A 25,693-nucleotide genomic window follows, 5' to 3' on the forward strand; every position below is an offset into this window, starting at 1 on the left:
AGGGGCTTATGGCAAATAGCACATTATACGAAGACTTAATCAAAGGATACGATAAGCAATTGGACCATTCAGGAGTCAGCGGGGAACGTCTTGCGAAACGCTTGCATGCCTTATCGGAGATCGGTTATACCGAACCCGGCGGAATCAAGCGGCCGGGGTTATCCGATGAAGAAAAACAAGCCAAGCAATTGGTCAGGGCGTGGATGGAAGAAGCCGGCCTCAATGTGAGGGAAGACGGAGCGGGAAATGTTTTCGGCTCTCTGCCGGGCCAGTCGGATGGCCCGGCTATCGCCTCGGGATCCCATGTCGACAGCGTACCGAATGGCGGCAACTTTGATGGGCCGCTCGGCGTGCTGTCAGCGCTCGAGGTGGTGGAAGCCTGGAAGGAAGCCGGCTTTGTTCCCGCAAAACCTTATGAAGTGGTGATTTTCAGCGACGAGGAAGGCTCAAGATTCAATAGCGGCCTGACTGGAAGCCGTGCGATGACCGGGGATATTACCGAAGCGGAAATGAAACAATTGCGGGATTACGACGGGCTAGGCTTGGAACAAGTTCTTGAATCCTATGGCAGTTCCATCGAAGCTTTCCGTGGCTCGGCCCGAAATTTATCGGAGCTGGAATTGTTCGCAGAAGTGCATATCGAGCAAGGGAAAAAACTTGAACAGGAAAATCAGCCGGTCGGTATCGTCAGCGGAATTGCCGGCCCGGCCTGGATGGAAGTGCGGTTTTCAGGACAGGCAGGCCATGCCGGCAATACGCCGATGATTGGCAGGACGGATAGTTTGGTGGCAGCAGGTGAGTTCGTCAGCCGCTTGCCCGAACTTCCCCCAGCGATCAGCGAGACGGCTGTGGCGACTGTCGGGAAGTTGGATGTCTCGCCAAACGGCATCAATGTCATCCCGGAGCAAGTCGTGCTGCATGTAGATGCGCGCGATATCCATAAAGAGCCGCGGGATCAGCTCGTGGAGCGCATCCGAAGCCTGGCGGAAGAAGTGGCCGAAAAGCATCGAGTTGCTGTTTCGCTCCAGCAAAACACCAGTATCCTTCCGGTGCCGATCACAGAGGAGCTGCAGCAAGAACTGGCAGGGATTCTGGAGCGGCAGGGCATCGAACCGGTTCGGATCCCGAGCGGTGCCGGCCATGACGCCATGATCGTAGGACGCCATGTTCCGGTCGCGATGCTTTTTGTCCGCAGCAAAGAAGGCATCAGCCATAATCCGAAAGAATGGTCGTCGCTATCGGATTGCGTTCACGGCGTCCATGCCTTGAAAGCGTTTATCGAATCTAGAATGGCAAATGCATAGTAATTTCCGTAAAGAAGGCAGAGGGGCTCCTCTGTCTTTTTATTATGAAGATTTTTTGAAAAATATGGATGAAATAATCCTTATTATGGAATTATCAGGTTAAATTGATATAGAGTGTATATTTAGCGGTAAATCGGGTATGTAAAATACAAGAAATGATATAAAATTTGCACGGAGGTGATGAACGTGAAAGCAGTTGAGAATAATGCTTCCAATAGTGCGCGCCCATTTTCAGAAGAAAAGATCTTGAAGGAGTGCCGCCATTATTTTTCATCGGAAACTGCTCGAACAGCAGAAATCGCTGAAAGGTTTATGGAATATTTCATTAGGAATGCTTCGTCGGAAGGCGTGCTTTTTAAGACCATCAAAGAAATCACGCACGATCTGAATATTTCTCACCAAACCTTGACCAAGGTTTTGAAACGGCTTGAGGAAGAAGAGATTATCTATAGAAGAAACGGCATCATCGGTTTGTGGCAGGAATAATTTAAACCGGCCGTAGAATCGGCGCAGCTAAGACTGGCGGGTATCCCGCCAGTCTTTTTGTTATGTCCGCCTTTCACTAGAATGGGTACGAAAAGTCGCATAGCTTGGAAGATTTTCATTTCTTCAATAAGGGGAAATGGAACTATATTATCAGTTATTAAAATAAATAGAGGGTTATGTACAGTCTATTTACTTATATTTATTCAGATTTTTTATGTAAATACGCTTAAAAGTGTAGAACGAACCAAGAAAGTGTGATATAAAGGTACTAGAATAATCTGAATTTTTAGATATGAAGTTCGGTAACACCATAGCAAGGAGGATGGGAAATGGGGAAACAACTAATCGGCCGCCGGCTGTTGGCTTGCATCAGCAGGAATTTCATGCTGGTAGCCGGTACAACCGTATCAACAGTCTTTGCCGTATGGCTTGTATCAGTCTTTGTTTATGAGCCTGAATACATGGCGACAAGCCAAGTGTTTGTCGAACCGCTAACATCCGAGACTGTCCATGGGGAAACTTTAGCCGCATCCGATTATCAAACGCTCGAAGCCTACCAAGTACTGGCGAAAAGCCCGGCTGTGCTGTCCCAAGTGCTTGAACGCACAGGAAGCGAGTATTCGATGGCCGACCTTCATGAGCGCATAATGATCTCCCGGCCTGAAAATTCCCAGGTCCTAAATATCGTTGTCTCGGCAAGCGATAGAAATGAAGCCGCTTCAATCGCGAATGCCATAGCATTCAGCTTGCAAGAAGAAGTGAAGCATGTACTGAAAGTCGACAATGTGAGCGTCATCTTGAAAGCGGGCACGTCCACTAATGCGATGGAAGAGAACAGCAGCTTGAGTCTACTGCTATCTTTTGCAGCAATTGCAGGGTTGGCGGCGGGAGTCTTGCTGAGCTTGACAATCGAGCTGTTGGGCTTCGCAAGACGATATGCCCAATTTGGAAGAAGGAAGAATGCACATTTACAAACCGTCTTCAAATAAGCGGCAGTTAAAGCAGAGGTGAGAATATGTACAAGCTGGTTTCCATCCAAGAGCATATCGAATGGCAGGAAATACTTGATGCCTTGGACATACAGGATATTTACTACACGACCCAATACTTCCTGAGTGCCCTTAAACTGGATCCCGGAGAAGCTTACCTCTTTTATTTTCAATGTGAAGACGGGGAAGTGGCATATCCTTTCATCAAGAGGAAAGTGAACGAGGGAATGCCGCAGTATTTCGATATCGCGACGCCATTCGGCTATGGCGGGTCGGTATTGAAGATCCGTTCCGACGGCGCGTCGCTTGTAGCTAACTTCAGGGAGGCATTCGCCGTTTTCTGCAGGGATGAGCAGATCGTCGCTGAATTCGTCCGCTTTCACCCTTACCGGGAAAATGCTGAGTTCTTTAAAAATTATTTGCACTTATTGCCTTTATACGAAACTTTTGCAGTTGATTTGAAAAGATGGCGAAGCCATTTCGCCAAAGAAAAAACGGCTTCATCTGAAGTGGAAATCCGGAAGTTAGGGACTGTGCGGCATATGTTCGAATTTCTGGTCCTTTATTACTCGAATGCCAGGAGACGGGAAGAAGCTGATAGTTATTATTTTTTCACCAATGACTATTTCGAAGCTTTAGTCAGTACATTAGGGCCGAACCTCCATTTATTCGGCGCCTATATAGAAGAAAAATTGGTCTCCGCCTGTTATGTCCTGGCGATGGGCAAGACCATCCATTTCCATTTGGAAGGCAATTTGCCGGAAGGGAAAAAGCATCAGGCGGACCGTGAACTGCTAGCGAAAGTGGCTGAATGGGGCCTGGATAATTATTATGAAGAATTTCATTTGGGAGGAAGCCTGGACAGTGATCTAGGGGATGCGAAGCGGGCGATTGCCAATATGCCGCCATCCACCTTCTTTATCGGAAAATGCATCCATGACCGAGAGGTATATGATCAATTCATTTCCATGGACGACGAAGACATTATCCGGCGCTACCGCAATATCTGAGCCGTGTACAGTAAATACAGGGAGGTATAATAATGAGATATACGCAATATAAAGGGGTAGTGGAACGGGAATACAAGAAGTCGCTGCGAAAAATCATGTATGAATTATGTGTTGTGGAGGGATTGGATTCTGTTAATGGGGCGCTGCGGCTTGGCGTCGCAAAAACCATTTTCGAATACTGGCGTAATTTTTACAGATACGATGATAACCAGCGCCTATTCGACGAGAAAGTGCGGGAACTTGACAAGATGAATTTTCTTTACGTAAATGAAGGAAAGAAGAAAAATGTCCAAGAACCGTTGAAGCATACCGATGAATCCAGTTTGGATGGGTTCAAGGAGCAGGTGGAAAAAATGGGTGCCTATTACCGCCAAATCCATGCCGAAAGCGGAGGATTGGCTGTGGAAGCCACCAACCTGCCTTTGTTTGAATTCGTCGAAGAACTGATTCAGCGATATGAGGCAGGGGATTTGCTTGAGGAAATCAAGAAACATTCGGCAGACGCCAAAAAGGGGTAATCATTAAGCGATGCAGCCATTTACAAAGAAAGCGATCGAAGTAATGAAAAGCATACCGGAAGGCAAAGTGATGTCTTATGGGCAAGTAGCCCGGACGGCGGGAAGCCCCCGCTCTGCCCGCCAAGTTGCCCGGATCCTTCACAGCATGAGTGAAAAACAGGGTATTCCGTGGCATAGAATCGTCAATGCGAAAGGCGAAATCGCCATCAAGGACGGAGAAGGGCGATTCACCCAAAGACAGCTATTGGAAGAGGAAGGGCTTTGTTTTGAGGAAGAAGGGAAAGTCTCTTTAAGCCGCTACCAACACTTTCCGGATCTGTAAGCAAAAAAATGTAAGTTTATCATTTGCCCTAAAAAGGGTATAAACCTGCATCGACAAATTTTTGTTGCAGAAATGGGGAATTATAGTGGCTACAGAAAACAAACCGGTTATCGGGATTACGGCTCGTGTAGAAGAGGACCAAATGTATTCTTTGGACCCTGTTTACGCAAAAGCCATCCTGCAGGCAGGCGGATTGCCTTTGATCGTCCCGATTGTGGACGAGGAAGATATTCCGCTTCTTTGCGAGCGATTGGATGGGTTGATCGTCACCGGAGGCGGGGATATCAACCCTAATATTTATGGGGAAGAGCCTCATGTCCGTTTAGGCGCCGTCTATCCGGGCAGTGATAAATACGAAGAAGAACTTATCTTGAATTTCCTGAAGTTGGATAAACCGTTTATCGGAATGTGCCGGGGCATGCAAATGTTCAACGTGGCATTCGGCGGAACCGTTTATCAGGATCTGGAATCCCAATACGAAGGAACGCTTTATCAGCACAAGCAAATGGCCATGCGGACACACCGTACGCATTCCGTAAAATTGGAAGAAGACAGCTTGCTCTATGAAATCATGAAAGAAAAGGAATTCCATGTGAATTCCTTCCATCACCAAGGTGTCAAAGATGTTGCAGAAGGCTTGGAAGTGGCCGCCCGCGCGGCAGATGGGCTTGTAGAAGCATTGCAAAGCCCGAACCATCAATTTGCGATGGGCATCCAATGGCATCCTGAAGAATTCGCGCTGCAAGGCGATGAAGCTTCTTGCAATATCTTTTCATATTTCGTCAAAGAATGCCTGATCGACAAAAAACAGAACCAATAAGAAAAAACGCTGGGACTGCCCCGGCGTTTTTCTCATTCCACCATCAAAAACCCGCCCTTCCATTATGGAAGGGCGGGTTAAAAGTGCTATCCGTAAATTATGCTTTCGGGTTGACGGACCAAGGCTCAGGAATGCGAGCTTTCGCAGCGAACTGGTCTTCAACGGACCAAGGCTCAGGAATGCGAGCTTTCGCAGCGAACTGGTCTTCAACGGACCAAGGCTCAGGAATGCGAGCTTTCGCAGCGAACTGGTCTTCAACGGACCAAGGCTCAGGAATGCGAGCTTTCGCAGCGAACTGGTCTTCAATGGACCAAGGCTCAGGAATGCGAGCTTTCGCAGCGAACTGGTCTTCAACGGACCAAGGCTCAGGAATACGAGCTTTCGCAGCGAACTGGTCTTCAACGGACCAAGGCTCAGGAATGCGAGCTTTCGCAGCCAATTCTTCAGACGCTGATATACTATTAAAATTCGGTAAAGTACTAAGGGCAATAGCAGACATAAATAATATAGCAATACCTTTTTTCATCATTATCCACTCCTATTTAATATTAAGAACCTCTTTGTAAGCGTCTTTCGATTTTTCGAAGGCTACAGCAGCCTCTTTATAACGTTCCTGCCTAAAATACATCTTACCCAAATAACCCAAATAATATCCCAAATCATGATAACTATTTGAATTTGTGAAGCTGGTCATCAATTTGTCTAATATGATTTCTTCAAATTTCTCATCTTCTTCATTTAATAAGTAAGTTAGAGACACAAACTCCATATAAGCATCTTTGAAAACAGCATTTGAAGGGGAATCTATTCTCACTTCTTTAGCTTCTACTAATCTTTGGCCAACTTCCATTATTTCTTTAGCTTTAGCTTTATTGCCTAGTTCTAAATGACATTTAATTAAAACACAATGAGCAGAAATACTATCGGCTATATACTCGTCAGGTATATATTTCAGCGAATTGTTCAAGTGCGGTATAGCCTCTTCGTATTGTTGATATATGAAGTTTGAATATCCTACATTGTATTCGGTAGTGAACTTTAAAATGTCGATATCTAATTTACTGCCTATAGTCAGAGCGTTTTTATAGTGCTCCATAGATAGCTTGTGATTCCCGAAATATTCGTGAGTGATCGCTATATTCAAATGGCACTCTACGATCCGTTTAGGAACAAACTCTTGCTGGTAAATTTTCAATGCCAAGTCTGAATACTTATAGGCTAGTTCATGTTCTTGGCAATAATTGCTTGATATACCGATAGAATAGTATAAATCCCCTATTTCAGCCGCTGAAATAGACTTCGGCGCAATCTTTTCAGCAATCAAGTAAGTTTTCAAAGCGTTTTCATAATCATTCAGGATGTAGTTATAGTTTCCGTTATATTTATGGAACAGGTAATACTGTTCTTGGTCCATGAATTCCTTGAACCGGTCCATTTCTTTGATTTTCTTTTCTGCGCTTTCCAAATCGCCGGTAATGATGAAATAGCGGATTTGCTGGATGTCGAATTCAAGTTCGACGTCTTCGTCTGCGCGCAGGAGAGGGTGGTTGCAGATGTCTGCATAGTGTTCCATGATCTTGCCTTTGTTCTGTGGATGAAGCAGCGAATTCTTAAAGTTTTTCACTAGCACCTTGCCGATTGGGTTATCTTTGGCGGCTAGCGGGATTTCAAGTTTTTTGCACAATGCTTCCAATTCTTTAAGGGCAGGTTCTTTCAATCCTGCTTCAATCTTTTTCAGTTCCTTCGGAGAGAAAATGCCCGATGCAGTTTCTTCCATGCTGAAACGTTTTTTCAGCCGATGATATTTCAGTCGCATTCCAGTGTCCATGTCCGCTCTCCTTTCCGTTTGCATGGGCAGTACTTCAATCATCCATGTAGGAGAGTTTTCCTCCGCTTGGCCAGGCGGCCCTGGCAAGCGTATATCCGAGAGATTGTTAAGTACGATAATTACCGCCTCCACATCCACATTTTACTTTAATTACATATATTAAATCTATGATAGCATCAATTTTCAAAATAAACTGCTTTTTTATAGCTATAACTCTTGTTTTGAGAAAAAAGGTAAAAAGTGCCTAATGGCTAAAATTATAGCCAAATCATTACAGTAATTGGACTTACTACTAGTCCTTTTGTTCTACCGCAATAATTTCATGAAAGTTTAGATAAAGTGCCTTGAAGGGTAAGGAAGAATAATGCATCAGCCAATTCAATAAAACGGGGGTATTTATCATGAATTCATCAAATAAAAAGGTACTAGGAATTGTTTATTCGCAGGAAGACCTTGACCGTAAATTGCGCCAATTCAATGAACAGGGATATTCCGCCAATGTAATCCATGCGGTGGCTGAACAGCCGGATCATTTGGAAGGCCGCCAACTGGAAGTGGAGCAAGCGGGATCGCTCGGGGATAAGATGAAAAGCTTCGTGACGGGTAAAAGTGCCGTCAAGGAATCCATTGATTCGCTCGGCTTGTCTGAAGAGGAGTCCAAGCGTTATACGGAAGACGTGGCTAAAGGCGGTATTTTATTATATGTAGAAAATGAACGGAAAGGGATCATCGATGCGCTGGAACAATCGGAAGGGGCGCCCGGGCAGGAACCGACAGATGCGGAACGCCAGCAATTCATCCAATCTGTCGATAATAATTACGACGAACAGGAAGACCGTTTTGCCCGCGGGGAGACTTTCCTCCAGGATCCGACATTAGTGAAAGACGAGCGCCACGTTTCGTTTACGACACAGGAAAAACCGGAAGTCGAAAAAGCCAGAGGCGGAACGAGCAAGACCGAAGCACAAAGCAAAACCAATAAAAAATACAGATGAGGCCCCAGCCCCGATCGTTTATGGATCGGGGTTTCATCATGCCTAAAGTCCATCTGTGCGGAAGCCTAAAATGATTATGTAGAAGAAACGAAATGTTTTAGTACCGATAAAGTGCGGGTAAACAGAAAGCAAGACAAGTTAAATCAGGAGGTTTTATGAATGGCACAGACAAACCGTCAATTTGAAATCGTTTATTCACAGGATGAAATGGAACGGGCTTTGGAGTCGCTTATTTCAAAAGGCTATCGGAACGAAGATATCCACGTACTCGCAAATGATAAAAATTTAGTGAACGAAGCCCATGACCGCTATGGGGTGGATTCGAACAAAGCCAATTCTTTCGGCAACCGCATCAAAACCCTATTGACTGGAGAAGATAAAGCGCGCTCTAAACTGGATGAATTCGGAGTCGATCGCGACACAGCAGACCATTATGAGCGCGAAATCGAACGCGGCGCTGTCCTTTTGTATACGGATGGTGCACCAGGCGGGAATGCAGAAAGCGAACATTTCTCTTCCCATTCTGACGACAACAACCCAATGGATATGGATGCTGGAGGACGCAATACGGCATTTGCGCCATTTGGCCGCGATGTCGAAAGGGATGGCAGGATGCATGATGATGAAAAGCTCATCGACAAAGACATCCAAAAGCATGAAGGGCGCCACGATACGGGCGTTGACGGGATCTATACCACCGATGCCACACGTGAGCAGACGAACAAATCCCAGTTGCACAGCAAGTCCCAGGATTCACGTTTGAAAGGCGCTGAAATTCACCCGACCAGCGACCGTGCCAAGCCATCGGAGGCGGAGAAACCATCCGAAAAACGGATGGAACACGAACCGAAACTTGGAGACCGGGACGGTGAAAAGGAACTGAACCGGGAAGATGGCGTAAACCGCCGGCAAGATGAACCTTCCCCGGGAGTCGACCCTAACCTAGGGCCAGCACCGTTCGGGCGCGATTCGGAAGAAGAACGTCTGGCTGAAGCTGAACGCCACGACGATTTCGAATCACCGAAGAACCCTAGGGACGTCGATAATTTCCATAAAGATGTGGAGAAAAAGACCGGTACGCCACCGACGCCGCGTCTATTCTAATAAGAAAAAGGCCAGGGAAATGGTATCATTTCCCCGGCCTTTTTTGTCTGCATTTATCGTTTATGTGTGCTGCGCGCGATGACGATGCCTGCAAGCGTTCCGACGATTGCAGGGACAAGCCAGCCGATTCCTTGTTCATAGAGCGGCAAGTAAGAGAAGAGCTGCGTGGCTGCATTGAATTCGAACCCTGAACTCTTAAGTGCATCAAAGACGCTTACGATGCCCGTAAGCACAAGCGGGATGATATAGACGTAAGACCTTTGATAAAAGGAATGATCGAAAAACGATAGGACGACAAGCACGATCGCGAGCGGATAGATGGCCAATAACACCGGCAAGGAAATAGCGATCAATTGGGTCAATCCGACATTGGCAATGATGGTTGAGAATCCTGCAAAAACGAAGACATAAGCTACATACGGCAATTGCGGGAAGATTTTATTGAAGAATTGGGAGGTCGCTGACACTAGCCCGATGGAAGTCGTCAGGCAAGCGAAAGTGATTGCCGCAGCCAAAATGATCCCGCCGATTTCGCCGTACAGCACGCGTGAAGCCAGCGCGATCACTTCTCCGCCGTTTTCCTGCATTCCGATGGCTTCCACGCTGGTCGCGCCGATATAGCTTAAGGAAATATAGACCAGCGACAAACCGGCTGCCGCGATGAACCCGGCATAAGCGGTCGTTTTCAGGATGGTGTTCTTGTCTTCGACTCCTTTAGAGCGGATGGACTGGATGATGACAATTCCGAATACGAGGGCGGCAATCGCGTCCATCGTCAAATACCCCTGGAGGAAGCTCTCGAAAAAGGCTTCCGTATCATAATTCCCAACAGCTTCACCCATCGGGCCCATGGGCGTCAAGAAGCTTTTGACAGCCAAAAAACCGATGACGATGATGAGAATCGGCGTCAGGATTTTACCGATGCGATCCACAAGCTTGGTAGGGTTCAAGGCGAACAGCACCGTGATGGTGAAGAAAATGATGGTGAACAGGAACAAGGACCAGAATGATGACGCCATTTCAGCGGACAGAAATGGCGCAGTGCCGATTTCGAACGCGACAGTGGCTGTCCGGGGGATCCCGAAAAACGGCCCGATCGCCAAATAGACGATCATCGTGAAGACGATGCCGAAGACCGGATGGACCCGGCCGGCGATCGATTGCAAGTCACCGCCGGCTTTTGCGATAGCGAGTATGCCCAAAAGCGGCAAGCCGACGCCGGTCAGCAGAAAGCCGATGATGGCAGGAAGCAGTTGTTCCCCGGCCAATTGGCCGAGATAGGGAGGGAAGATTAGATTTCCGGCCCCGAGGAACAGCGCGAAAAGCATAAGCCCAATGGTCAAGGTTTCAGAGTTTGTAAGCGTTTTCTTATTCATAGGAGTTCTCCTTTTAAATTAAACATAGTCGCACAAGGACTTATTATAACTGAATTCACGCAGTTATGAAAATTAAAATTTGGAAATAAAAAACCCGGCACTTATGCCGGGTTTCATGAGCTTATTTATCCTTATTGAGACCTTCTTTGAACTTGCCGACCGTATCTTGCACCTTGCCTTTGGTTTTGTCGGCCTTGCCTTCAGCTTGCATGTCCGGGTCATCGGTCGCATTGCCGACCTGGTCCTTCAATTCGCCCTTGCCTTTGCTGACGGCACCTTTCAGTTTGTCTGAGAATCCTTCTTTATCAGCCATTTGAATGCCTCCTTTTGAATATCCTTATTGTTTGTATAGCCTTTTTGGAAGGGGATAAACCTTTAATGGAATTGAAAAAAGCTTCCCAGCGCAGCGTAGGGAAGCCTCAATTTATGAGTTGAGGGGTTGTTCATCGAGTGTTTCTTTTGCCTTTTCCTGTACGGAGATGCATAAATCCTGTTCTGCCAAGCGTTTCAATGTGGTCAAAGGGGTTGCTGCATTGGCAGCGACGCCTTTGCGGACTTCGGGATGTTGGTCGAGTGACAAGTCCACGAGAAGCCCTTCGCAATTGATCGATTGTGCGAGCTCAGCCCGTTTATAATAATCCATTTTCAATACAGCTGCTTCATCAGAAGGAGACCATTCTTTCTTGAATGCATAAAATAGAAGATTGCTGTCCATATTCCGCACTCCCGCTCAAATTAGTATGATATTCGTGACCTATGTGTTTATTATAGCATAATATGGATATAATACTATAAAAGTGCCTATTAATTCTGAAAATTAACAAAAGAATTTATTGCCCATGCTAAAAGTTTCACGGAGATCATTATTTTTCCGGAAAGCTGGAAAGCCGGAAACTTTTTTCCATGAAGGCCGTCTATTACTTATAGGGAAGATAATGGAACGGCACATAATATCACTTCCCTTTTCTACCGACCATGCTATAATAATGATGGATATGTATGCAAAATGAGAGTTTTTTAAGGAGGAAGGACATGCTATACCTTACACTGGTTGTGGCATTTATCGCTTCGATTCTCCTGACACCCCTTGTGAAGAGATTGGCATTTCGCATCGGGGCAGTGGATCGGCCCAATTACCGAAAAGTACACGCAAGGATCATGCCGCGTCTAGGCGGATTAGCCATATTCGGGTCATTTTTGATTGCTTACCTTTTCCTTCAACCAAAGGATCCGGTTTCAGCTGCATTTGAATCGTCGCTGATACCGATCGAAATAGCCATCATCATCGGTGCGTTTTTGATCATCGTGACAGGCGTCTTGGATGATATGCTCGAAATTACAGCAAAAGCCAAGATGCTCGGACAATTGGCTGCGGCCGGAGTCGTAGTCATTGGCGGAGGGCTTGAAATTTCATTCATTAACTTGCCGTTCGGTGGCGTCTTGGATTTCGGCTACTTCAGCATTCCGCTGACGATCATTTGGATCGTGGGCATCACCAACGCCATCAACTTGATTGACGGGCTCGATGGGCTGGCTGCAGGGGTCTCCACGGTAGCGCTATTGACGCTGACGGCGATGGCCTTCATCATGGGCGATGTTTTCGTCATGTCGACAGCAGCCATTCTTGCCGCCAGCTCCATCGGCTTCCTGTTCTACAATTTCCACCCTGCAAAGATCTTCATGGGGGATACAGGGGCGTTATTCCTCGGCTTCATGATTTCGGTACTCGCATTGATGGGTTTCAAGAACGTGACAGTCGTTGCACTGATCATCCCGATCATCATGCTCGGCGTGCCGATTTCGGATACGTTCTTTGCCATCGTGCGCCGCGTGCGCGAGAAGAAATCCATTTCAGAAGCAGACAAATCGCATTTGCACCATTGCTTGCTGAACATCGGATTCTCGCATAGCCAGACCGTTTTGATCATCTACGGCATTTCCGCATTGTTCGGGCTTGCAGCCTTGTTGTTCTCCCAGGCGACTTTATGGGGAGGCATCCTGTTGATCGGCGTCATGCTTCTGGCGATCGAATTGTTCGTGGAAGTAGTCGGGCTGGCAGGGAAGAATTACCGCCCATTGATCAATCTGGTGAGGATGATAGGGAAGTAAAAAGCGGCTGCGGCCGCTTTTTTATTTAGGGCAAAATGATTGAAGACGAAAAAACTGGCAACCGCTATCGGTTGCCAGTTTTTTTACTCTTCCTCTGATCCGGTGGCTGGAAAAGCCTGTTCGGCGAGGTCCTCTTCATTCAGCGAAAGGTTGGAAGTGTCGGGTTTCAAGCCGAGGTGGCTTTGAAGGATGTCTTTCAATTCCTCAAGCGCTTCTTCATCAGGCATATAATAGTAGATGCCTGTCGACATATCATCGTAACCTTGGACACTCAATGTTTCTACGTCCGGTTTGCCATTTTTCGCGTATTCGAAGAATGCCTGCATATCGCGGAAACTCATATTGGTTTTCATATTGTCACCGACTGCATCTATGACATTGCCGTATTTGCTGATGGATCCTGCTGATAAGGCTTTGTCCATGATCGACTCAAGAATCATCTGCTGGCGCTTGCCGCGTTCGATGTCATTGTCATAATGGCGGGTTCTGGCCAGGGCCAATGCTTCACTGCCGTCGAGCTGCTGGATTCCTTCTTCGAGTTCGATTGCGTTATGGGAATCGGTTTCATCTTTTTCTTTCAAGTCATAAGGCACTTCTGCCGTGATTCCGCCGAGTGCATCGACGACATCGACGAAGGCATCGAAATTCATCGTCATGTAATAATCGACCGGCACATCAAGCAAGCCTTCAACGCTTTCGATCGTCGAGCGCGGGCCGTTCAATGCATAGGCGTGGGTGATTTTGTCTTCATAGCCGGAGTCAGGAATGAGTGTGTAAGTATCCCGGGGGATGCTTACAAGCTTTACTGATTTATCTTCGTTATTCAATGTCGCCAAGACTAAAGCATCCGAGCGGATATTGTCGCTGCTTTGGTCTCTTGCGGCACTGTCATCAATGCCGATGAACAAAATCGAGATATTGTCGTTCAGCGGTTCTACTTGTTCATCCCGGAGGTCGGATTTGTCACGGCCATCCGCAGATTCATATGCGTTGTTCGCGGCAAACTCGGCTTTCTTCACGAGCCAAATTCCAAATGCGGATAAACTGATCAACAGCGAGACGGCCAGGATGGCGGAAATTTTGATGATTTTCCGCCGCCGGCTGGATTTTGCCTCCCGTTTCATTTTTCTGCTCATTATAGTTGCTCCTCTAAAGGGGATTATGTGCGGCTTTGGAATTAGCCGGGCACATGCATGTTTCTATTCACTAATCTTAAGGGCATAGTGAATTTACGAATTTTCATTTTTTTGTGCTGTGGATATTATACAGTGATTTTCACTGCGCGTAAATGAAAAGAAACTAGGCGTGGGGGAATTCAAGGAATTCCGTATGGGCTGACTCGATTTCAGCTTGCCCGTTCGTCAGTTCATTGACCCAGTCGATAAACTGCTGTTCTTTTTCGACTGGCACATGGATGGCCAACGCCACCGCTTCGGAATAATCGATTCCAGCCAGCGGATAATCCGACTGGCGGATTTCATTCTCGATCTTGCCGAGCCACGTATAATCGATGGATACCTTCATCAAATGATGCAAGCGGCGTTCCACTACGCCTGAAGCGGCAATCGCTTCCGATGCGGATTTTCCGTATGCACGGATCAGTCCGCCACCTCCCAGTTTGATGCCTCCATAATAGCGTGTCACTACCAACACCGTGTCTTTCAATCCTTGTTTCTTCAACACTTCCAGCATAGGGACGCCTGCCGTTCCGCTTGGTTCCCCGTCGTCATTCGCTTTTTGGATGGAATCATGTTCACCGATGATGTAAGCTGAACAATTATGGGTAGCCTGGCGGTGTTCCGATTTGATGGATTCGATGAAAGCGATCGCTTCAGCTTCCGTTTCAGCCCTTGCTGCATGGCCGATGAAACGGGATTTATTTATGAGTATTTCTGCACTGGCAGAAGAACCTACTGTTATGTAATTTTCTCGCATTTTTACTCCCCCTGTTGTAAAATGAAATCAGATAATTTGTAATGTATTCTTAATATGCCGTTGCGTATATAGTGATATACTTGTTAAAGCCCGTAAGGCGAAAGAAACAAGGAAACGGATGGTTACAGTAAGTATAGCTAAGGCGGTTTTAGAATGGCAAAGAAAAGTGATGGAACATCGTTAGATTCCATCTTTGACGAGCTGGTCGCAAAGATGGACCAGTCGAAACAGGATATTTTCGCCATTAGCGAAGAAAGTCGCCGCAGCTATGAAGAGATGAAGGATGAATTGGAGAATGTCAGGACGAACATCAGCCGCATTATCGCGGCAGGCGACGCACTTGAAGAGCGGACCCGTTCGGCACGGAGGAGACTCGCGGAACTCTCAGGTTCATTCGAGTCTTTCACTGAAAGCCAGGTTCGCGAAGCTTTTGAGTTGGCCAACGAACTGCAAGTCCAATTATCCTTGAACCGCGCCGAGGAAAAAAAGTTCCGGCAGAAGCGGGATCGCCTGCAGCGCAGACTCCAGAAACTTCTTCAGACGATCGAACGTGCAGAGCGGTTGGTCAACCAAATCAATGTGGCCACCAATTATTTGTCGTCGGATCTTGAAGATTTCGGGGACGCGGTCGACCAGTCGAAGAGCAAGCAGGATTACAGCTTGAGAATCATCGAAGCCCAGGAAGAAGAGCGCAAGAGACTGTCGCGTGAAATCCATGACGGCCCTGCCCAGATGATGGCGAATGTCCTGCTGCGCTCGGATTTGATCGAAAAGACTTACCGTGAAAAAGGTGCGGATAAAGCCTTCAAGGAAATTTCCTCGTTAAAGGATATGGTACGGCAAGCACTCACGGAAGTCAGGCGCATCATCTATGATTTGCGTCCTATGGCGCTTGACGATCTCGGGCTGGTGCCGACTTTAAAGAAATACCTGGAAACGATTGAAGAATACAATCGCGGTGTCCGGCTGTACTTCCATTCCAATGGAAACGAGGTCCGGCTCCCGAATAATTTTGAAACTTCCATTTTCCGGCTTGTGCAGGAAGCGGTCTCCAATGCGATTCGCCACGGCAAATCGACGGATATCGAGGTCAAGATGGAATGGCTTGCCGAACAAGTGTCCATTATCATTAAAGATAACGGATCCGGTTTCGACCAGGAAATCGTCAAAGACCAGTCATTCGGGTTGACCGGCATGAAAGAGCGGATCGAGTTGATCGGCGGGGAATTCTTCATCAATTCCACGCTCGGCGAAGGAACGGTGTTAATGTTTCATATCCCGCTGAAGGCGGGTATGTAATATATGGTATTTTGAGGAGGACGACATAATGACAAAAATTATTATTATTGATGACCACCAATTGTTCCGGGAAGGTGTTAAGCGAATCCTGGATTTCGAAGAATCGTTTGAAGTGGTCGCAGAAGGCGGCGACGGCGAGGAAGTCATCAAACTATATGAAGAGCACCAGCCGGACGTGGTATTGATGGATATCAACATGCCGCAAAAGAACGGCGTCGAAGCAACGGGTGAATTGATCGAAAGATTCCCGGACGCTAAAGTCATTATGCTGTCCATTCACGATGACGAATCGTATGTGACGCATGCCCTTAAAACAGGCGCACTCGGCTATATGCTGAAAGAAATGGACGCGGACGCCATCATCCAGGCGATCAAAGTGGTCGCAAAAGGCGGCTCTTACCTGCATCCGAAAGTGACGCGCAATTTGGTGATGGAATTCCGCCGCTTGAGCGAGCGTGAAAACAAAGGCTCTTTCCATCAGACGGAAATCCGCCGCCCTTACCATTTATTGACCAAACGCGAGAGCGAAGTTTTACAGCTATTGACGGACGGGCAGAGCAACCGTGTCATCGGTGAAACTTTGTTCATCTCCGAAAAGACAGTCAAAAACCACGTCTCGAGCATTTTGCAGAAAATGCAGGTCAATGACCGCACGCAAGCAGTCGTAACAGCCATTAAAAACGGTTGGGTGGAAGTACGCTGAAAAAATCAGCGGCAGTGGTTCAACCACTGCCGAGAACGAAAAAGCGCAGGAAGCATTTGCTTCCTGCGCTTTTTTCAAAGTGTTGAATAAGCCGGTAAACTACTGTGATTCAACAAAATGGCGGCTTTTTCAACATTCAAAATCAATGACCGATCTGGGTATTTGTAGAAGCGTTCGCTCGTAACCCTTTCTGCTCAATAATGCTGCGCATTACTTCGCAAAGATAGGTTCTCACGTAGTTCGACCTTATCTTTCCTGCGCTTTTTTACATGCGCCCAATGCAGAATTGGTAAATCGATGCCGTAACCAGGCAATCCCCGAGTGCATCGTGGGCATTGTGCTCCAGCTCGAGATAGGCGGATAGTGTCGTCAGTTTGTGGTTCGGCGTTTCCGTGATGAATTTACGTGCCAGCCTGACTGTATCGATGACTTGGTAAGGCGGCACCGGCGTAATGTGCTCAAGCGCATAAAGGAATCCCATATCAAATGGCGCGTTGTGGGCGACAATCGGCAAATCGCCGATAAAGTCGATCAGTTGGGGGGCGATTTCCTCGATGACCGGCGCATCCCGGACGTCTCCGTTGCGGATGCCGGTGATGCGTGTGATCGTGCTGGAAATCGGCCGTTCCGGATTGATCAACAGATACATCGTGTCCTGTTGCTGGTGGCCGATATATTTGACGGCACCGATTTGGATGATCTTGTCATCGCCCGCCCGCAAGCCGGTCGTTTCAAAATCCAGCACGATATAGTCGTCTGCCGGTTCCATCGTCAAATTATATTTTTTCGCTCGTGCAGCGGTTCTTCTTTTCGGATAAGCGCGTGTGTGCTTTATCTTCTGGTTGAGCAAACGCTCTGCTTCCCGTTTTTCCAAACGATCGCCTCCTCTGGGTTTCCTTCCATTGTACATGACAGCTGCAGGAATTGTCCCGTCGCATATTGACACCGTTTCTCCATTGTATTCCGGGGATAGCTGTGGCAAAATGAGCGCAGGAGGAATGCATCATGAAAAAATGGATAATTGCAACTGGGCTCATGCTGGCGCTCGCGGGATGTTCAGGCGAAGACGAAGCGCCAGTGAACGGCAATACAGCAGAAGACGGCAATGCCACCAATGAAAATAATGCGGTTGAACACGGCATCAAAGACCAAGACGTAGGGTTTACATTGGATGATGAGGGAGACGTCATCGCTGCGGAGGTCCCACAAGCCGAAAAACAGGAACTCCTTGGCGCGTATGAAGAATACATCGCGGCTTTTAATGCCGAGGATATGGACCGTTATATGGCAACTATCGCTGAAAACCCGGATGGCTTCGACCGTGAAGAAGACCGGCAGGCTTTGAGTGAGGCCTTTGCAAGCTATGATACGACATATACGACGAGCGATGAAACGATCGTCAAATACGAAGAGGACCGGGCGGAAGTCTTTGCCACTATCAATGTGGAGATGAACGAAGCCGGAACGGAGCAAGGGATGCAGCAATCCGGGCGCCAGGTGGTCGTTTTCAAGAAAGAGCAGGGCGAATGGAAAGTGACGAGCCTCCATTTTATCGGGAATCAATAATGGATCATTGAACGAAGGGCTTTTCCTGGCAGGCGAATTTGTGCTTGTTTCCGGAAAAGCTTTTTTTGGTTCGCGCCAGTGGATGAAAATAGATCCATCAATGGGCCGGAATTTTTGTCTATTGGCAGGAGAGTTTTGGTAAACTAGCAATGGAGGCTGATTGAAAATGAAAACAGCAATTGTAACTGACAGCACAGCATATATTCCGCAGCAGCAAGCAAATGATAAGGGCATACACGTCGTGCCTTTACAGGTCACTTTCGGCACAGAGTCCTATGCGGAAACTGAATTGGATACTGGGGAATTTTACGGAAAAGCGCGGGAAGAGCTTCCGAAGACCTCGCAGCCCCCGGTCGGGGAGTTTGTCTCGTTATATGAGAAGCTTTCTGAACAACACGATGAAGTGGTTGCGATTCATTTGTCGAGCGGCATCAGCGGGACGATGGCCGGATCGAAGCAGGCAGGGGAGATGGCCGAGGGCGTGAGTGTCCATGTGTTCGATTCTGAAATCGCTTGCGCAGTCCAAGGCTTCTATGCGCTAAAAGCAGCGGAACTGGCTGAGCAGGGGATGGATGCTAAAGGGATTCTTGCAGAGCTCGAGGAAATGAAACAAACGCTGCGTGCTTATTTTATGGTGGAAGACCTTCGCCATCTGCAACGCGGCGGGCGTTTGTCAGGGGCCCAGGCTTTGGTCGGCAGCATGCTCCAGATTAAACCGCTGCTGCATTTCCAGGATAAGCTGATCGTCCCGTATGAAAAGATCCGCACCCGGAAAAAGGCGATGAACCGCATTGCCGAAGAATTGAAAAAAGACTGCGGCAAAGAACCGCTTCAAGCGACAGTTATCCATGCCAACCGGCTGGAAGAAGCGGAAAAATGGAAGGCGGAGCTTGAACTCGCCTGTCCGGATGTGGAATTCACGATTTCGCATTTCGGGCCGGTAATCGGCACGCATTTAGGAGAAGGCGCAATGGGCCTTGGCTGGGCAAAGAAATGACCGGTCAAGGCCTTTCGGCTATAAAAAAGGAGGAAAGCCATGCAAGCAATCGAAGCATTTTTAACAGGGAGGATATGGATAAAGCAATTCGTCCCGTTCCCCGAAGAACAGGTTCAAGCCGCAATCGATAAAGGCCATGTGAAAGTGGTCAGCGGCATATCGGCTGATGGCGAGTGTGCAAGGTGCCTGGAGAAATCACCCGATTATGTAATCCCGTTCCAATGCGCCAGGTGCGGCGAAGTTTGCCATTATTGCCGGAGGTGCATCAAGATGGGGCGCATCAGCAGCTGCACGGAATTGGTTTTGTGGACAGCCCCAGCCCCTTCAAAAGCTGCCCCCCGTGCATTCGGATGGGCCGGCAATCTGACGTTGTTGCAGGAAAACGCATCGAAAGCCATCTCAGGGAGCATTCGGGAAGAACAGGACCATCTCCTGTATGCCGTCTGCGGGGCCGGCAAAACGGAAATTCTGTTTCTCCCGATCCATGAAGCGCTGCAAAGGGGAATGCGCATCTGTGTAGCGGCGCCGCGCACCGACGTCATCCTTGAACTCTCCCCGAGATTCCATCAGGCGTTCCCGGACGCTGCCATCCACACACTCTACGGCGATAGTCCCGAACAGTCCGGATACGGGGAAATCGTCCTCGCCACCACCCATCAATTGTACCGATTCCAGGAAGCTTTCGATTTACTATTCGTCGATGAAGCGGATGCTTTTCCATATTCGCTTGACCCGTCGCTAGAACGGGCGGTGAAAAAAGCCGCCAAGCCGTCCGCTCCTGTCATCTACATCTCCGCCACTCCATCCAAAACTCTCCGGAAACAGATTGCAGGCCACTCCACCATATTCCGGCGCTATTATGGCGCGCCCCTGCCAGTTCCCGCATACCGGGCACTGTGGAATTATGAACGCCAGATCCGAAAAGGCAAGATTCCTCCCCCGTTAAAAGGCTGGATAGAAGACAAGCTCCGGAAAAAGCAGCCGTTCCTTTTATTCTTCCCGTCCATCCAGTTGATCGGCCAAGCATATCCGCTCCTTCGCCAAATCGATCCAAGGATTGAATCGGTCCATGCCAACGATCCGCAGCGCAAAGAAAAAGTGATGCAATTGAGGGAAGGGACCCTGTCAGGTCTTGCTACATCCACCATATTGGAACGCGGCATCACCATTCCCCATTTGCAGGTGGCGGTCATCGGCGCCGATCATCCTGTATTCGACCGGGCAGCGCTCATCCAGATTGCCGGGCGGGTCGGGAGAAGCGCCAAAGACCCTACTGGGGATGTCGTCTTTTTCCATGGCGGCATCACGAGGCAAATGGATGCGGCAAGACAAGATATCCTTTTCTACAATAAGGAGGGGGAGGCGTGAACTGCTGTTTATGTGACCAAACACTGCGCCCTAAATCCTCGTGGCGGGGCATCCTTCTCTACGAACCGCCGGAAGTGGCGTGTCAGCCATGCCGAAATGAATTTGCGAAAATCACTCGGCCCGGCTGCAAGATTTGCGGCAAGGAGGGCGAAATGATATGCCCCGATTGCCATTATTGGCAAGCGCACGGCTATCGGGATGTCATCCAGTCGGGGAAGAGCCTTTTCCACTACAACGATGCCATGAAAGACTGGTTCCACCAATATAAATTTTTAAAAGATATTTTACTGGCGCAAGTATTTGCAGGCGATTTAAAGGAAGCTTTGAAGAATGAGCGGGCAGTGGCCGTGCCGATTCCGCTGAATGAAGAAAAGCTCCGCGAACGGAGCTTTTCACAAGTAGATCAATTGCTGGAAGCCGCAAATATCCCCTATCGGCATCTTCTTGAGAAGTGCGGTGAAACCTTAGGCGGGAAAAACCGGCAGGAACGGATGGATGCACAGCAATTGTTCCGCTTGAACGGGGAAACGGTGCCGAAACAGCTGGTGCTGGTGGACGATCTTTATACGACCGGCACGACGATGCGCCATGCCGCAAAAGTATTGCAGGAAGCTGGGGCCGAGTCGATCCGCATCCTTGCCTTGATCCGTGCTTAAGCGAAGATAATCCGTAAAGGCAAAGAAAAACAGCCGCATGGCAGCCGTTTCCGTTAATGCTCGTAAATCATTTTCCGTGTCATGCCGCCGTCGATCGTCAAGCATTCCCCGGTGATGAAAGAATTCTCGGGATTCGACAGGAACAGGCACGCTCTGGCAATATCGTCCGTTGTCCCGACGCGGCCGCTCCAATGCTGTTCGTGGTCGACTTTGCGCAACTCCGCGGCATCGCCCGTATGGATCCAGCCGGGGGCGATGGAATTGACGCGTATGCCTCTTGGGTGAAGGCTCGCTGCGAGCGAATGGCTGAGCGCAAAAATGCCGCCTTTTGAAGCCGAGTAGCTTTCTGTCCCTTGTTCTGACATGAACGCTCGCGTCGAGGACATATTGACGATCGACCGGATGTCCTCATCCATATAGCGTGCAGCTTCGCGGCTGCAAATAAAGACGCTCTTCAAATTCGTATCGAGCACACGGTCCCAATCTTCTTCCTTCAGCTCCCAAAGGGGCGTGAACTCTGAAATCCCGGCGTTGTTGATCAGCACATGGATGCTGCCGTGTGCTTTGTGGATGTCGGAAAAGACGCGTTCGACTTCCGGAAAGCTCCCTACGTCACAGCGGCGGTATTCCACTCCATCGATCTCCACTTCTGCAATGTCCAAGCCGATGACAGTGGCTCCTTCTTTCTGGAAATAGTGGGCTACCGTTTTCCCGATGCCTTGCGCAGCGCCAGTGACTACTACTGTTTTATTTGTAAACATGGGCTTCATCTCCTTGTCACATAGTTTACCTTTTTACTATAGTGCTGAAACTTTTGAAGTTTCAAGAAGGATTACACAGGGAACTAATAGAAATAGATAGATAAGCAAAACAGAAGGAGGAGTTTACATGCTGCAATTCAACATCAGAGGCGAAAATATTGAGGTAACTCCCGCAATACGCGAACACATCGAGAAGAAAGTAGAGAAAATCGAACGCTACTTCACCGATGGGGCGAATGCAACAGCGATGGTGAATCTAAAAACTTATAATCATAGCCAAACAAAAGTGGAAGTAACAATTCCGATGAAAAACCTTACACTGCGTGCTGAAGAACGGCACGATGATCTTTACGCAGCGATCGATTTGATTGTTTCGAAACTGGAGCGTCAAATCCGCAAGTATAAAACGAAAGTCAACCGCAAATTCCGTGACCGCGAAGGCATGGGCCTGGCCTTTGCAGCAGCAGAGAGCGAAGCCCAGAACAACGGCGCGGCAGAATCGGACGACGAGGAAGATTTGAAAATCGTCCGTACAAAACAATTCGACTTGAAACCGATGGATGAAGAAGAAGCTGTCCTTCAGATGAACATGCTCGGGCATAGTTTCTTCGTCTTCACGGACGCGGAGTCGAACGGCACGAACATCGTCTACAAACGAAAAGACGGTTCATACGGATTGATCGAGACAACTTCATGATGATGAAAGCCTCCTGTAACGGGAGGCTTTTGTTATGCGCTTTTTGAGGCTTGTCTTCCATAAGCCGGTAAAGGGCATGAAGTTATAGCAATAATCGCTTCTTTTGGATATTCTTTTGCCATTCGGAGGAAAATGCATTGTTTGCACGCTTTATAGTGCAGTGTTAAAATGAATGGTGAGATTTTTTTTGAAAATGCTGCATATGATTAAGATAAACCCAAAGAATGAAAATATGAGCAATAGCGGTTTTAAGGCTTCTTACAGCCTGAATCGCCATGCAGGGAGCGGTTAAACATGCTTGGAGTATTGAACAAAGTATTTGACCCGAATAAACGGGATTTAAAACGATTGGAAAAAGTGGCAGACCAGGTGGAGGCCTTGGCCGACGAGTATACGGCCAAGACCGATGATGCCTTAAAAGCAAAGACAGCCGAATTCACATCACGTTTCGAACAAGGCGAGTCGCTCGATGACATGTTGCCTGAAGCATTCGCGACAGTGCGTGAGGCATCGAAGCGCGTGCTTGGCATGTATCCATTCCGTGTACAGATCATGGGTGCCGCATCGCTTCATCAAGGGAACATTTCCGAAATGAAGACCGGTGAAGGTAAAACCTTGACCTCGACGATGGCCGTCTATTTGAACGCGATCACGAAAAAAGGCGTCCATGTCGTGACCGTCAATGAATACTTGGCGAGCCGCGATGCCGAAGAAATGGGCAAGTTGTACAACTGGCTCGGATTGACGGTCGGGCTCAACATCAACAGCTTGACGAAAGACCAGAAACGCGAAGCTTATCAAGCGGACATCACGTACAGCACGAATAATGAGCTGGGCTTTGATTATTTGCGTGACAATATGGTCCTCTACAAAGAAGACATGGTCCAGCGGCCTCTTCATTTTGCCGTTATCGATGAAGTCGATTCGATCTTGATCGATGAAGCGCGGACGCCGTTGATCATTTCAGGCCAGGCAGCGAAATCCGCCCAGCTGTATATGCAGGCCAATGCCTTTGGGCGCCTGCTGCAGAAAGACACCGATTACGCTTATGACGAAACGACGAAAGGCGTCGTGCTGACGGAAGAAGGCATCGAGAAAGTCGAGAAAGCCTTCAGCATCGACAATTTATTCGATTTAAGCCATGTGCGCTTGAACCATGCGATCAACCAATCGCTTAAAGCGCATGTCACGATGCAAAAAGATGTCGATTACGTCGTCCAGGACGGCGAAGTGGTCATTGTTGACCAATTCACGGGCCGCCTCATGAAAGGCCGCCGCTATTCGGACGGGCTTCACCAGGCGATTGAAGCCAAGGAAGGCCTCGAGGTCCAGAACGAATCGATGACCATGGCAACGATCACGTTCCAGAACTATTTCCGCAAATATGAGAAACTGTCAGGCATGACCGGTACGGCGAAAACGGAAGAAGAAGAATTCCGCAATATCTACAATATGAACGTCATCTCGATTCCGACAAATAAGCCGATTATCCGTGATGACCGCGTCGATTTGATCTACGCGACAACCGAAGGCAAGTATAAAGCGGTTTCCGAAGATATCATCGAGCGCCATAAAAAAGGGCAGCCGGTCCTCGTCGGTACCGTAGCGATTGAAACGTCCGAGATCATTTCCGCCTATTTGACGAAAAAAGGCATCAAGCATTCGGTCTTGAACGCGAAAAACCACGCACACGAAGCCGAAATCATCCTGGATGCCGGCCAAAAAGGCGCCGTCACGATTGCCACGAACATGGCTGGGCGCGGAACGGACATCAAATTGGGTGAAGGTGTCATCGAAGCCGGTGGACTTGCGGTCATCGGTACGGAGCGCCACGAATCCCGCCGCATCGATAATCAGCTGCGCGGGCGTTCCGGGCGCCAGGGAGACCCTGGCGTGACGCAATTCTACCTGTCGCTTGAAGACGACCTGATGCGCCGCTTCGGCTCGGATTCCATGCGCAATATGATGGGCAAGCTCGGCATGGACGATTCCCAGCCGCTGCAATCCCGCATGGTGACGCGTTCTGTCGAATCCGCCCAAAAACGTGTGGAAGGCAATAACTTCGATGCGCGGAAACGCCTTTTGCAGTATGATGATGTCTTGCGCGAACAGCGTGAAATCATCTATAAAGAACGGATGGAAGTGCTCGAGACCGACAATATGCGCGAACTTGTCGACAATATGATCGACAGTTCGATCGGCCGCATGGTCGCGAGCTATACAACGGCTGAAAAGCCGGAAGAATGGCATTTGAAGTCATTGACGGAAGTAATTTCCGCCAATCTTTTGCCGGAAGATACCATCACCGAACAAGACCTGGAAGGCAAGACGCAAGAACAGATCATCGAGTTCGTGCGCAGTAAAGCAACGGCGCATTACGATGAAAAAGAAGCGGAAATGACGCCTGAACGCATGCGTGAATTCGAGAAAGTCGTATTGCTGCGTTCAATCGATACGAAATGGATCGACCATATCGATGCGATGGACCAATTGAGACAAGGGATCCACCTGCGCGCATACGGGCAAAATGATCCGCTTCGGGAATACCAGAACGAAGGCTTTGCCATGTTCGAAGCGATGATCGAGGCGATCGAAGACGACGTCGCGAAATACGCGTTGAAAGCGGAAATCAAGAACAATCTCGAACGTGAAGAAGTGGCGAAAGGCCAAGCGGTCAACCCGAAAGAAGGCGGCCAGGCACCACGCAAGAAGAAAGAACCCGCCCGCCGGGAAATGGAAGTAGGCCGCAACGACCTATGCCCATGCGGCAGCGGCAAGAAATTCAAGAACTGCCACGGGGCAGCTTCGTAAACAAGTGTTTGATGGCCGAAGAGCAACAGCTCTTCGGCA

27 protein-coding genes are annotated in these 25,693 nt (G+C 48.4%); 18 read left to right on the plus strand and 9 right to left on the minus strand.

Annotated features, from left to right (window positions below; genetic code table 11):
* Positions 1–8 precede the first annotated feature (8 nt).
* From DP119_RS03935 to DP119_RS03965, 7 genes are all read left to right on the plus strand, one after another.
* A complete protein-coding gene (locus tag DP119_RS03935; RefSeq protein WP_112231042.1) occupies positions 9–1,304 on the plus strand; it encodes a Zn-dependent hydrolase in 1,296 nt (431 codons plus the stop codon).
* Between the two features lie 180 nt (positions 1,305–1,484).
* Positions 1,485–1,790: a MarR family transcriptional regulator gene (locus DP119_RS03940; protein WP_240616366.1), complete on the plus strand. Its 306-nt coding sequence runs from the start codon at positions 1,485–1,487 to the stop codon at positions 1,788–1,790.
* Between the two features lie 329 nt (positions 1,791–2,119).
* Positions 2,120–2,779 (plus strand): YveK family protein, encoded by a 660-nt coding sequence (locus DP119_RS03945; protein ID WP_112231046.1) that lies wholly within the window; start codon positions 2,120–2,122, stop codon positions 2,777–2,779.
* A gap of 26 nt (positions 2,780–2,805) precedes the next feature.
* Positions 2,806–3,789, plus strand: a complete 984-nt coding sequence (locus tag DP119_RS03950; protein ID WP_112231048.1) for a GNAT family N-acetyltransferase — start codon at positions 2,806–2,808, stop codon at positions 3,787–3,789.
* A gap of 32 nt (positions 3,790–3,821) precedes the next feature.
* On the plus strand, positions 3,822–4,307 hold the full coding sequence (locus DP119_RS03955; protein WP_112231049.1) for a hypothetical protein: 486 nt from the start codon (positions 3,822–3,824) through the stop codon (positions 4,305–4,307).
* A 10-nt stretch (positions 4,308–4,317) separates the two neighbouring features.
* Positions 4,318–4,629 carry an MGMT family protein gene (locus DP119_RS03960; RefSeq protein ID WP_112231051.1) on the plus strand — a complete coding sequence of 104 codons (312 nt, stop codon included), beginning with the start codon at positions 4,318–4,320 and terminating at the stop codon, positions 4,627–4,629.
* Between the two features lie 85 nt (positions 4,630–4,714).
* Complete coding sequence (locus DP119_RS03965; protein WP_112231053.1) at positions 4,715–5,449, plus strand: gamma-glutamyl-gamma-aminobutyrate hydrolase family protein; 735 nt, start codon at positions 4,715–4,717, stop codon at positions 5,447–5,449.
* A 97-nt stretch (positions 5,450–5,546) separates the two neighbouring features.
* On the opposite strand, the gene DP119_RS03970 is transcribed toward DP119_RS03965, so the two are convergent.
* Both DP119_RS03970 and DP119_RS03975 read right to left on the minus strand, forming a co-directional pair.
* Positions 5,547–5,888, minus strand: coding sequence for a hypothetical protein (locus tag DP119_RS03970; protein ID WP_146747859.1), 342 nt, complete (start codon positions 5,886–5,888; stop codon positions 5,547–5,549).
* A gap of 99 nt (positions 5,889–5,987) precedes the next feature.
* Entirely contained in the window at positions 5,988–7,277 is a 1,290-nt protein-coding gene (locus DP119_RS03975; protein WP_112231057.1) for a tetratricopeptide repeat protein, read from the minus strand.
* A 401-nt stretch (positions 7,278–7,678) separates the two neighbouring features.
* Between DP119_RS03975 and DP119_RS03980 the strand changes: the two genes are divergently transcribed.
* Together DP119_RS03980 and DP119_RS03985 are read left to right on the plus strand one after the other, a co-directional pair.
* Entirely contained in the window at positions 7,679–8,272 is a 594-nt protein-coding gene (locus tag DP119_RS03980; protein WP_112231059.1) for a general stress protein, read from the plus strand.
* A 159-nt stretch (positions 8,273–8,431) separates the two neighbouring features.
* Positions 8,432–9,376, plus strand: coding sequence for a YflT domain-containing protein (locus DP119_RS03985; RefSeq protein WP_112231061.1), 945 nt, complete (start codon positions 8,432–8,434; stop codon positions 9,374–9,376).
* Positions 9,377–9,429: 53 nt separating this feature from the next.
* Here the strand turns inward: DP119_RS03985 and brnQ are convergent, their stop codons facing one another.
* The 3 genes from brnQ to DP119_RS04000 all read right to left on the minus strand — a co-directional run bounded on the left by brnQ (position 9,430) and on the right by DP119_RS04000 (position 11,467).
* On the minus strand, positions 9,430–10,752 hold the full coding sequence (gene brnQ / locus DP119_RS03990; protein ID WP_112231063.1) for a branched-chain amino acid transport system II carrier protein: 1,323 nt from the start codon (positions 10,750–10,752) through the stop codon (positions 9,430–9,432).
* Positions 10,753–10,873: 121 nt separating this feature from the next.
* Positions 10,874–11,065, minus strand: coding sequence for a CsbD family protein (locus DP119_RS03995; protein ID WP_112231065.1), 192 nt, complete (start codon positions 11,063–11,065; stop codon positions 10,874–10,876).
* A 111-nt stretch (positions 11,066–11,176) separates the two neighbouring features.
* The gene (locus DP119_RS04000; protein WP_112231067.1) at positions 11,177–11,467 is read right to left on the minus strand and encodes a hypothetical protein; all 291 of its coding nucleotides are present in this window, start codon (positions 11,465–11,467) and stop codon (positions 11,177–11,179) included.
* Positions 11,468–11,784: 317 nt separating this feature from the next.
* On the opposite strand from DP119_RS04000, the gene DP119_RS04005 reads away from it, so the two are divergent.
* Positions 11,785–12,861, plus strand: coding sequence for a glycosyltransferase family 4 protein (locus tag DP119_RS04005; RefSeq protein ID WP_112231068.1), 1,077 nt, complete (start codon positions 11,785–11,787; stop codon positions 12,859–12,861).
* Positions 12,862–12,944: 83 nt separating this feature from the next.
* Here DP119_RS04005 and DP119_RS04010 read toward each other — a convergent pair whose 3' ends face one another.
* Together DP119_RS04010 and DP119_RS04015 are read right to left on the minus strand one after the other, a co-directional pair.
* Positions 12,945–13,997 (minus strand): LCP family protein, encoded by a 1,053-nt coding sequence (locus tag DP119_RS04010; protein WP_112231070.1) that lies wholly within the window; start codon positions 13,995–13,997, stop codon positions 12,945–12,947.
* 163 nt (positions 13,998–14,160) lie between these two features.
* Complete coding sequence (locus tag DP119_RS04015; RefSeq protein ID WP_112231072.1) at positions 14,161–14,796, minus strand: YigZ family protein; 636 nt, start codon at positions 14,794–14,796, stop codon at positions 14,161–14,163.
* Between the two features lie 153 nt (positions 14,797–14,949).
* On the opposite strand from DP119_RS04015, the gene DP119_RS04020 reads away from it, so the two are divergent.
* Both DP119_RS04020 and DP119_RS04025 read left to right on the plus strand, forming a co-directional pair.
* Positions 14,950–16,095 (plus strand): sensor histidine kinase, encoded by a 1,146-nt coding sequence (locus DP119_RS04020; RefSeq protein ID WP_112231073.1) that lies wholly within the window; start codon positions 14,950–14,952, stop codon positions 16,093–16,095.
* Between the two features lie 28 nt (positions 16,096–16,123).
* The gene (locus DP119_RS04025) at positions 16,124–16,798 is read left to right on the plus strand and encodes a response regulator transcription factor (protein ID WP_058383351.1); all 675 of its coding nucleotides are present in this window, start codon (positions 16,124–16,126) and stop codon (positions 16,796–16,798) included.
* Positions 16,799–17,063: 265 nt separating this feature from the next.
* Here the strand turns inward: DP119_RS04025 and DP119_RS04030 are convergent, their stop codons facing one another.
* The gene (locus DP119_RS04030) at positions 17,064–17,672 is read right to left on the minus strand and encodes a 3'-5' exonuclease (RefSeq protein ID WP_112231075.1); all 609 of its coding nucleotides are present in this window, start codon (positions 17,670–17,672) and stop codon (positions 17,064–17,066) included.
* 131 nt (positions 17,673–17,803) lie between these two features.
* Here DP119_RS04030 and DP119_RS04035 point away from each other — a divergent pair, with 131 nt between their 5' ends.
* The 4 genes from DP119_RS04035 to DP119_RS04050 all read left to right on the plus strand — a co-directional run bounded on the left by DP119_RS04035 (position 17,804) and on the right by DP119_RS04050 (position 21,385).
* The gene (locus DP119_RS04035) at positions 17,804–18,364 is read left to right on the plus strand and encodes a DUF4440 domain-containing protein (protein WP_112231077.1); all 561 of its coding nucleotides are present in this window, start codon (positions 17,804–17,806) and stop codon (positions 18,362–18,364) included.
* 166 nt (positions 18,365–18,530) lie between these two features.
* Positions 18,531–19,361: a DegV family protein gene (locus tag DP119_RS04040; protein WP_112231079.1), complete on the plus strand. Its 831-nt coding sequence runs from the start codon at positions 18,531–18,533 to the stop codon at positions 19,359–19,361.
* Between the two features lie 39 nt (positions 19,362–19,400).
* Positions 19,401–20,729 (plus strand): ATP-dependent helicase ComFA, encoded by a 1,329-nt coding sequence (locus tag DP119_RS04045; RefSeq protein WP_112231081.1) that lies wholly within the window; start codon positions 19,401–19,403, stop codon positions 20,727–20,729.
* A 152-nt stretch (positions 20,730–20,881) separates the two neighbouring features.
* A complete protein-coding gene (locus tag DP119_RS04050) occupies positions 20,882–21,385 on the plus strand; it encodes a ComF family protein (protein ID WP_240616367.1) in 504 nt (167 codons plus the stop codon).
* A 53-nt stretch (positions 21,386–21,438) separates the two neighbouring features.
* On the opposite strand, the gene DP119_RS04055 is transcribed toward DP119_RS04050, so the two are convergent.
* Positions 21,439–22,146: an SDR family NAD(P)-dependent oxidoreductase gene (locus DP119_RS04055; protein ID WP_112231083.1), complete on the minus strand. Its 708-nt coding sequence runs from the start codon at positions 22,144–22,146 to the stop codon at positions 21,439–21,441.
* A 127-nt stretch (positions 22,147–22,273) separates the two neighbouring features.
* On the opposite strand from DP119_RS04055, the gene hpf reads away from it, so the two are divergent.
* Both hpf and secA read left to right on the plus strand, forming a co-directional pair.
* Positions 22,274–22,843 (plus strand): ribosome hibernation-promoting factor, HPF/YfiA family, encoded by a 570-nt coding sequence (gene hpf, locus DP119_RS04060; RefSeq protein ID WP_112231085.1) that lies wholly within the window; start codon positions 22,274–22,276, stop codon positions 22,841–22,843.
* 294 nt (positions 22,844–23,137) lie between these two features.
* A complete protein-coding gene (gene secA / locus DP119_RS04065; RefSeq protein ID WP_112231087.1) occupies positions 23,138–25,654 on the plus strand; it encodes a preprotein translocase subunit SecA in 2,517 nt (838 codons plus the stop codon).
* Positions 25,655–25,693 lie beyond the last annotated feature (39 nt).

The organism is Planococcus maitriensis, assembly GCF_003289925.1.
Classification (GTDB): Bacteria; Bacillota; Bacilli; order Bacillales_A; family Planococcaceae; genus Planococcus; species Planococcus maitriensis.

Coding starts and splice junctions, on each gene's coding strand:
- DP119_RS04015 (WP_112231072.1), bottom strand. CDS start 14,796: ATGCGAGAAAATTACATAACAGTAGGTTCTTCTGCCAGTGCAGAAATA.
- DP119_RS03945 (WP_112231046.1), top strand. CDS start 2,120: ATGGGGAAACAACTAATCGGCCGCCGGCTGTTGGCTTGCATCAGCAGG.
- DP119_RS03955 (WP_112231049.1), top strand. CDS start 3,822: ATGAGATATACGCAATATAAAGGGGTAGTGGAACGGGAATACAAGAAG.
- DP119_RS04055 (WP_112231083.1), bottom strand. CDS start 22,146: ATGTTTACAAATAAAACAGTAGTAGTCACTGGCGCTGCGCAAGGCATC.
- DP119_RS03985 (WP_112231061.1), top strand. CDS start 8,432: ATGGCACAGACAAACCGTCAATTTGAAATCGTTTATTCACAGGATGAA.
- DP119_RS04000 (WP_112231067.1), bottom strand. CDS start 11,467: ATGGACAGCAATCTTCTATTTTATGCATTCAAGAAAGAATGGTCTCCT.
- DP119_RS03995 (WP_112231065.1), bottom strand. CDS start 11,065: ATGGCTGATAAAGAAGGATTCTCAGACAAACTGAAAGGTGCCGTCAGC.
- DP119_RS04050 (WP_240616367.1), top strand. CDS start 20,882: ATGATATGCCCCGATTGCCATTATTGGCAAGCGCACGGCTATCGGGAT.
- DP119_RS03975 (WP_112231057.1), bottom strand. CDS start 7,277: ATGGACACTGGAATGCGACTGAAATATCATCGGCTGAAAAAACGTTTC.
- hpf (WP_112231085.1), top strand. CDS start 22,274: ATGCTGCAATTCAACATCAGAGGCGAAAATATTGAGGTAACTCCCGCA.
- DP119_RS04045 (WP_112231081.1), top strand. CDS start 19,401: ATGCAAGCAATCGAAGCATTTTTAACAGGGAGGATATGGATAAAGCAA.
- DP119_RS04040 (WP_112231079.1), top strand. CDS start 18,531: ATGAAAACAGCAATTGTAACTGACAGCACAGCATATATTCCGCAGCAG.
- DP119_RS04025 (WP_058383351.1), top strand. CDS start 16,124: ATGACAAAAATTATTATTATTGATGACCACCAATTGTTCCGGGAAGGT.
- DP119_RS03940 (WP_240616366.1), top strand. CDS start 1,485: ATGAACGTGAAAGCAGTTGAGAATAATGCTTCCAATAGTGCGCGCCCA.
- DP119_RS03950 (WP_112231048.1), top strand. CDS start 2,806: ATGTACAAGCTGGTTTCCATCCAAGAGCATATCGAATGGCAGGAAATA.
- DP119_RS03960 (WP_112231051.1), top strand. CDS start 4,318: ATGCAGCCATTTACAAAGAAAGCGATCGAAGTAATGAAAAGCATACCG.
- DP119_RS04020 (WP_112231073.1), top strand. CDS start 14,950: ATGGCAAAGAAAAGTGATGGAACATCGTTAGATTCCATCTTTGACGAG.
- DP119_RS04035 (WP_112231077.1), top strand. CDS start 17,804: ATGAAAAAATGGATAATTGCAACTGGGCTCATGCTGGCGCTCGCGGGA.
- DP119_RS04010 (WP_112231070.1), bottom strand. CDS start 13,997: ATGAGCAGAAAAATGAAACGGGAGGCAAAATCCAGCCGGCGGCGGAAA.
- DP119_RS03935 (WP_112231042.1), top strand. CDS start 9: ATGGCAAATAGCACATTATACGAAGACTTAATCAAAGGATACGATAAG.
- DP119_RS04005 (WP_112231068.1), top strand. CDS start 11,785: ATGCTATACCTTACACTGGTTGTGGCATTTATCGCTTCGATTCTCCTG.
- brnQ (WP_112231063.1), bottom strand. CDS start 10,752: ATGAATAAGAAAACGCTTACAAACTCTGAAACCTTGACCATTGGGCTT.
- DP119_RS03980 (WP_112231059.1), top strand. CDS start 7,679: ATGAATTCATCAAATAAAAAGGTACTAGGAATTGTTTATTCGCAGGAA.
- secA (WP_112231087.1), top strand. CDS start 23,138: ATGCTTGGAGTATTGAACAAAGTATTTGACCCGAATAAACGGGATTTA.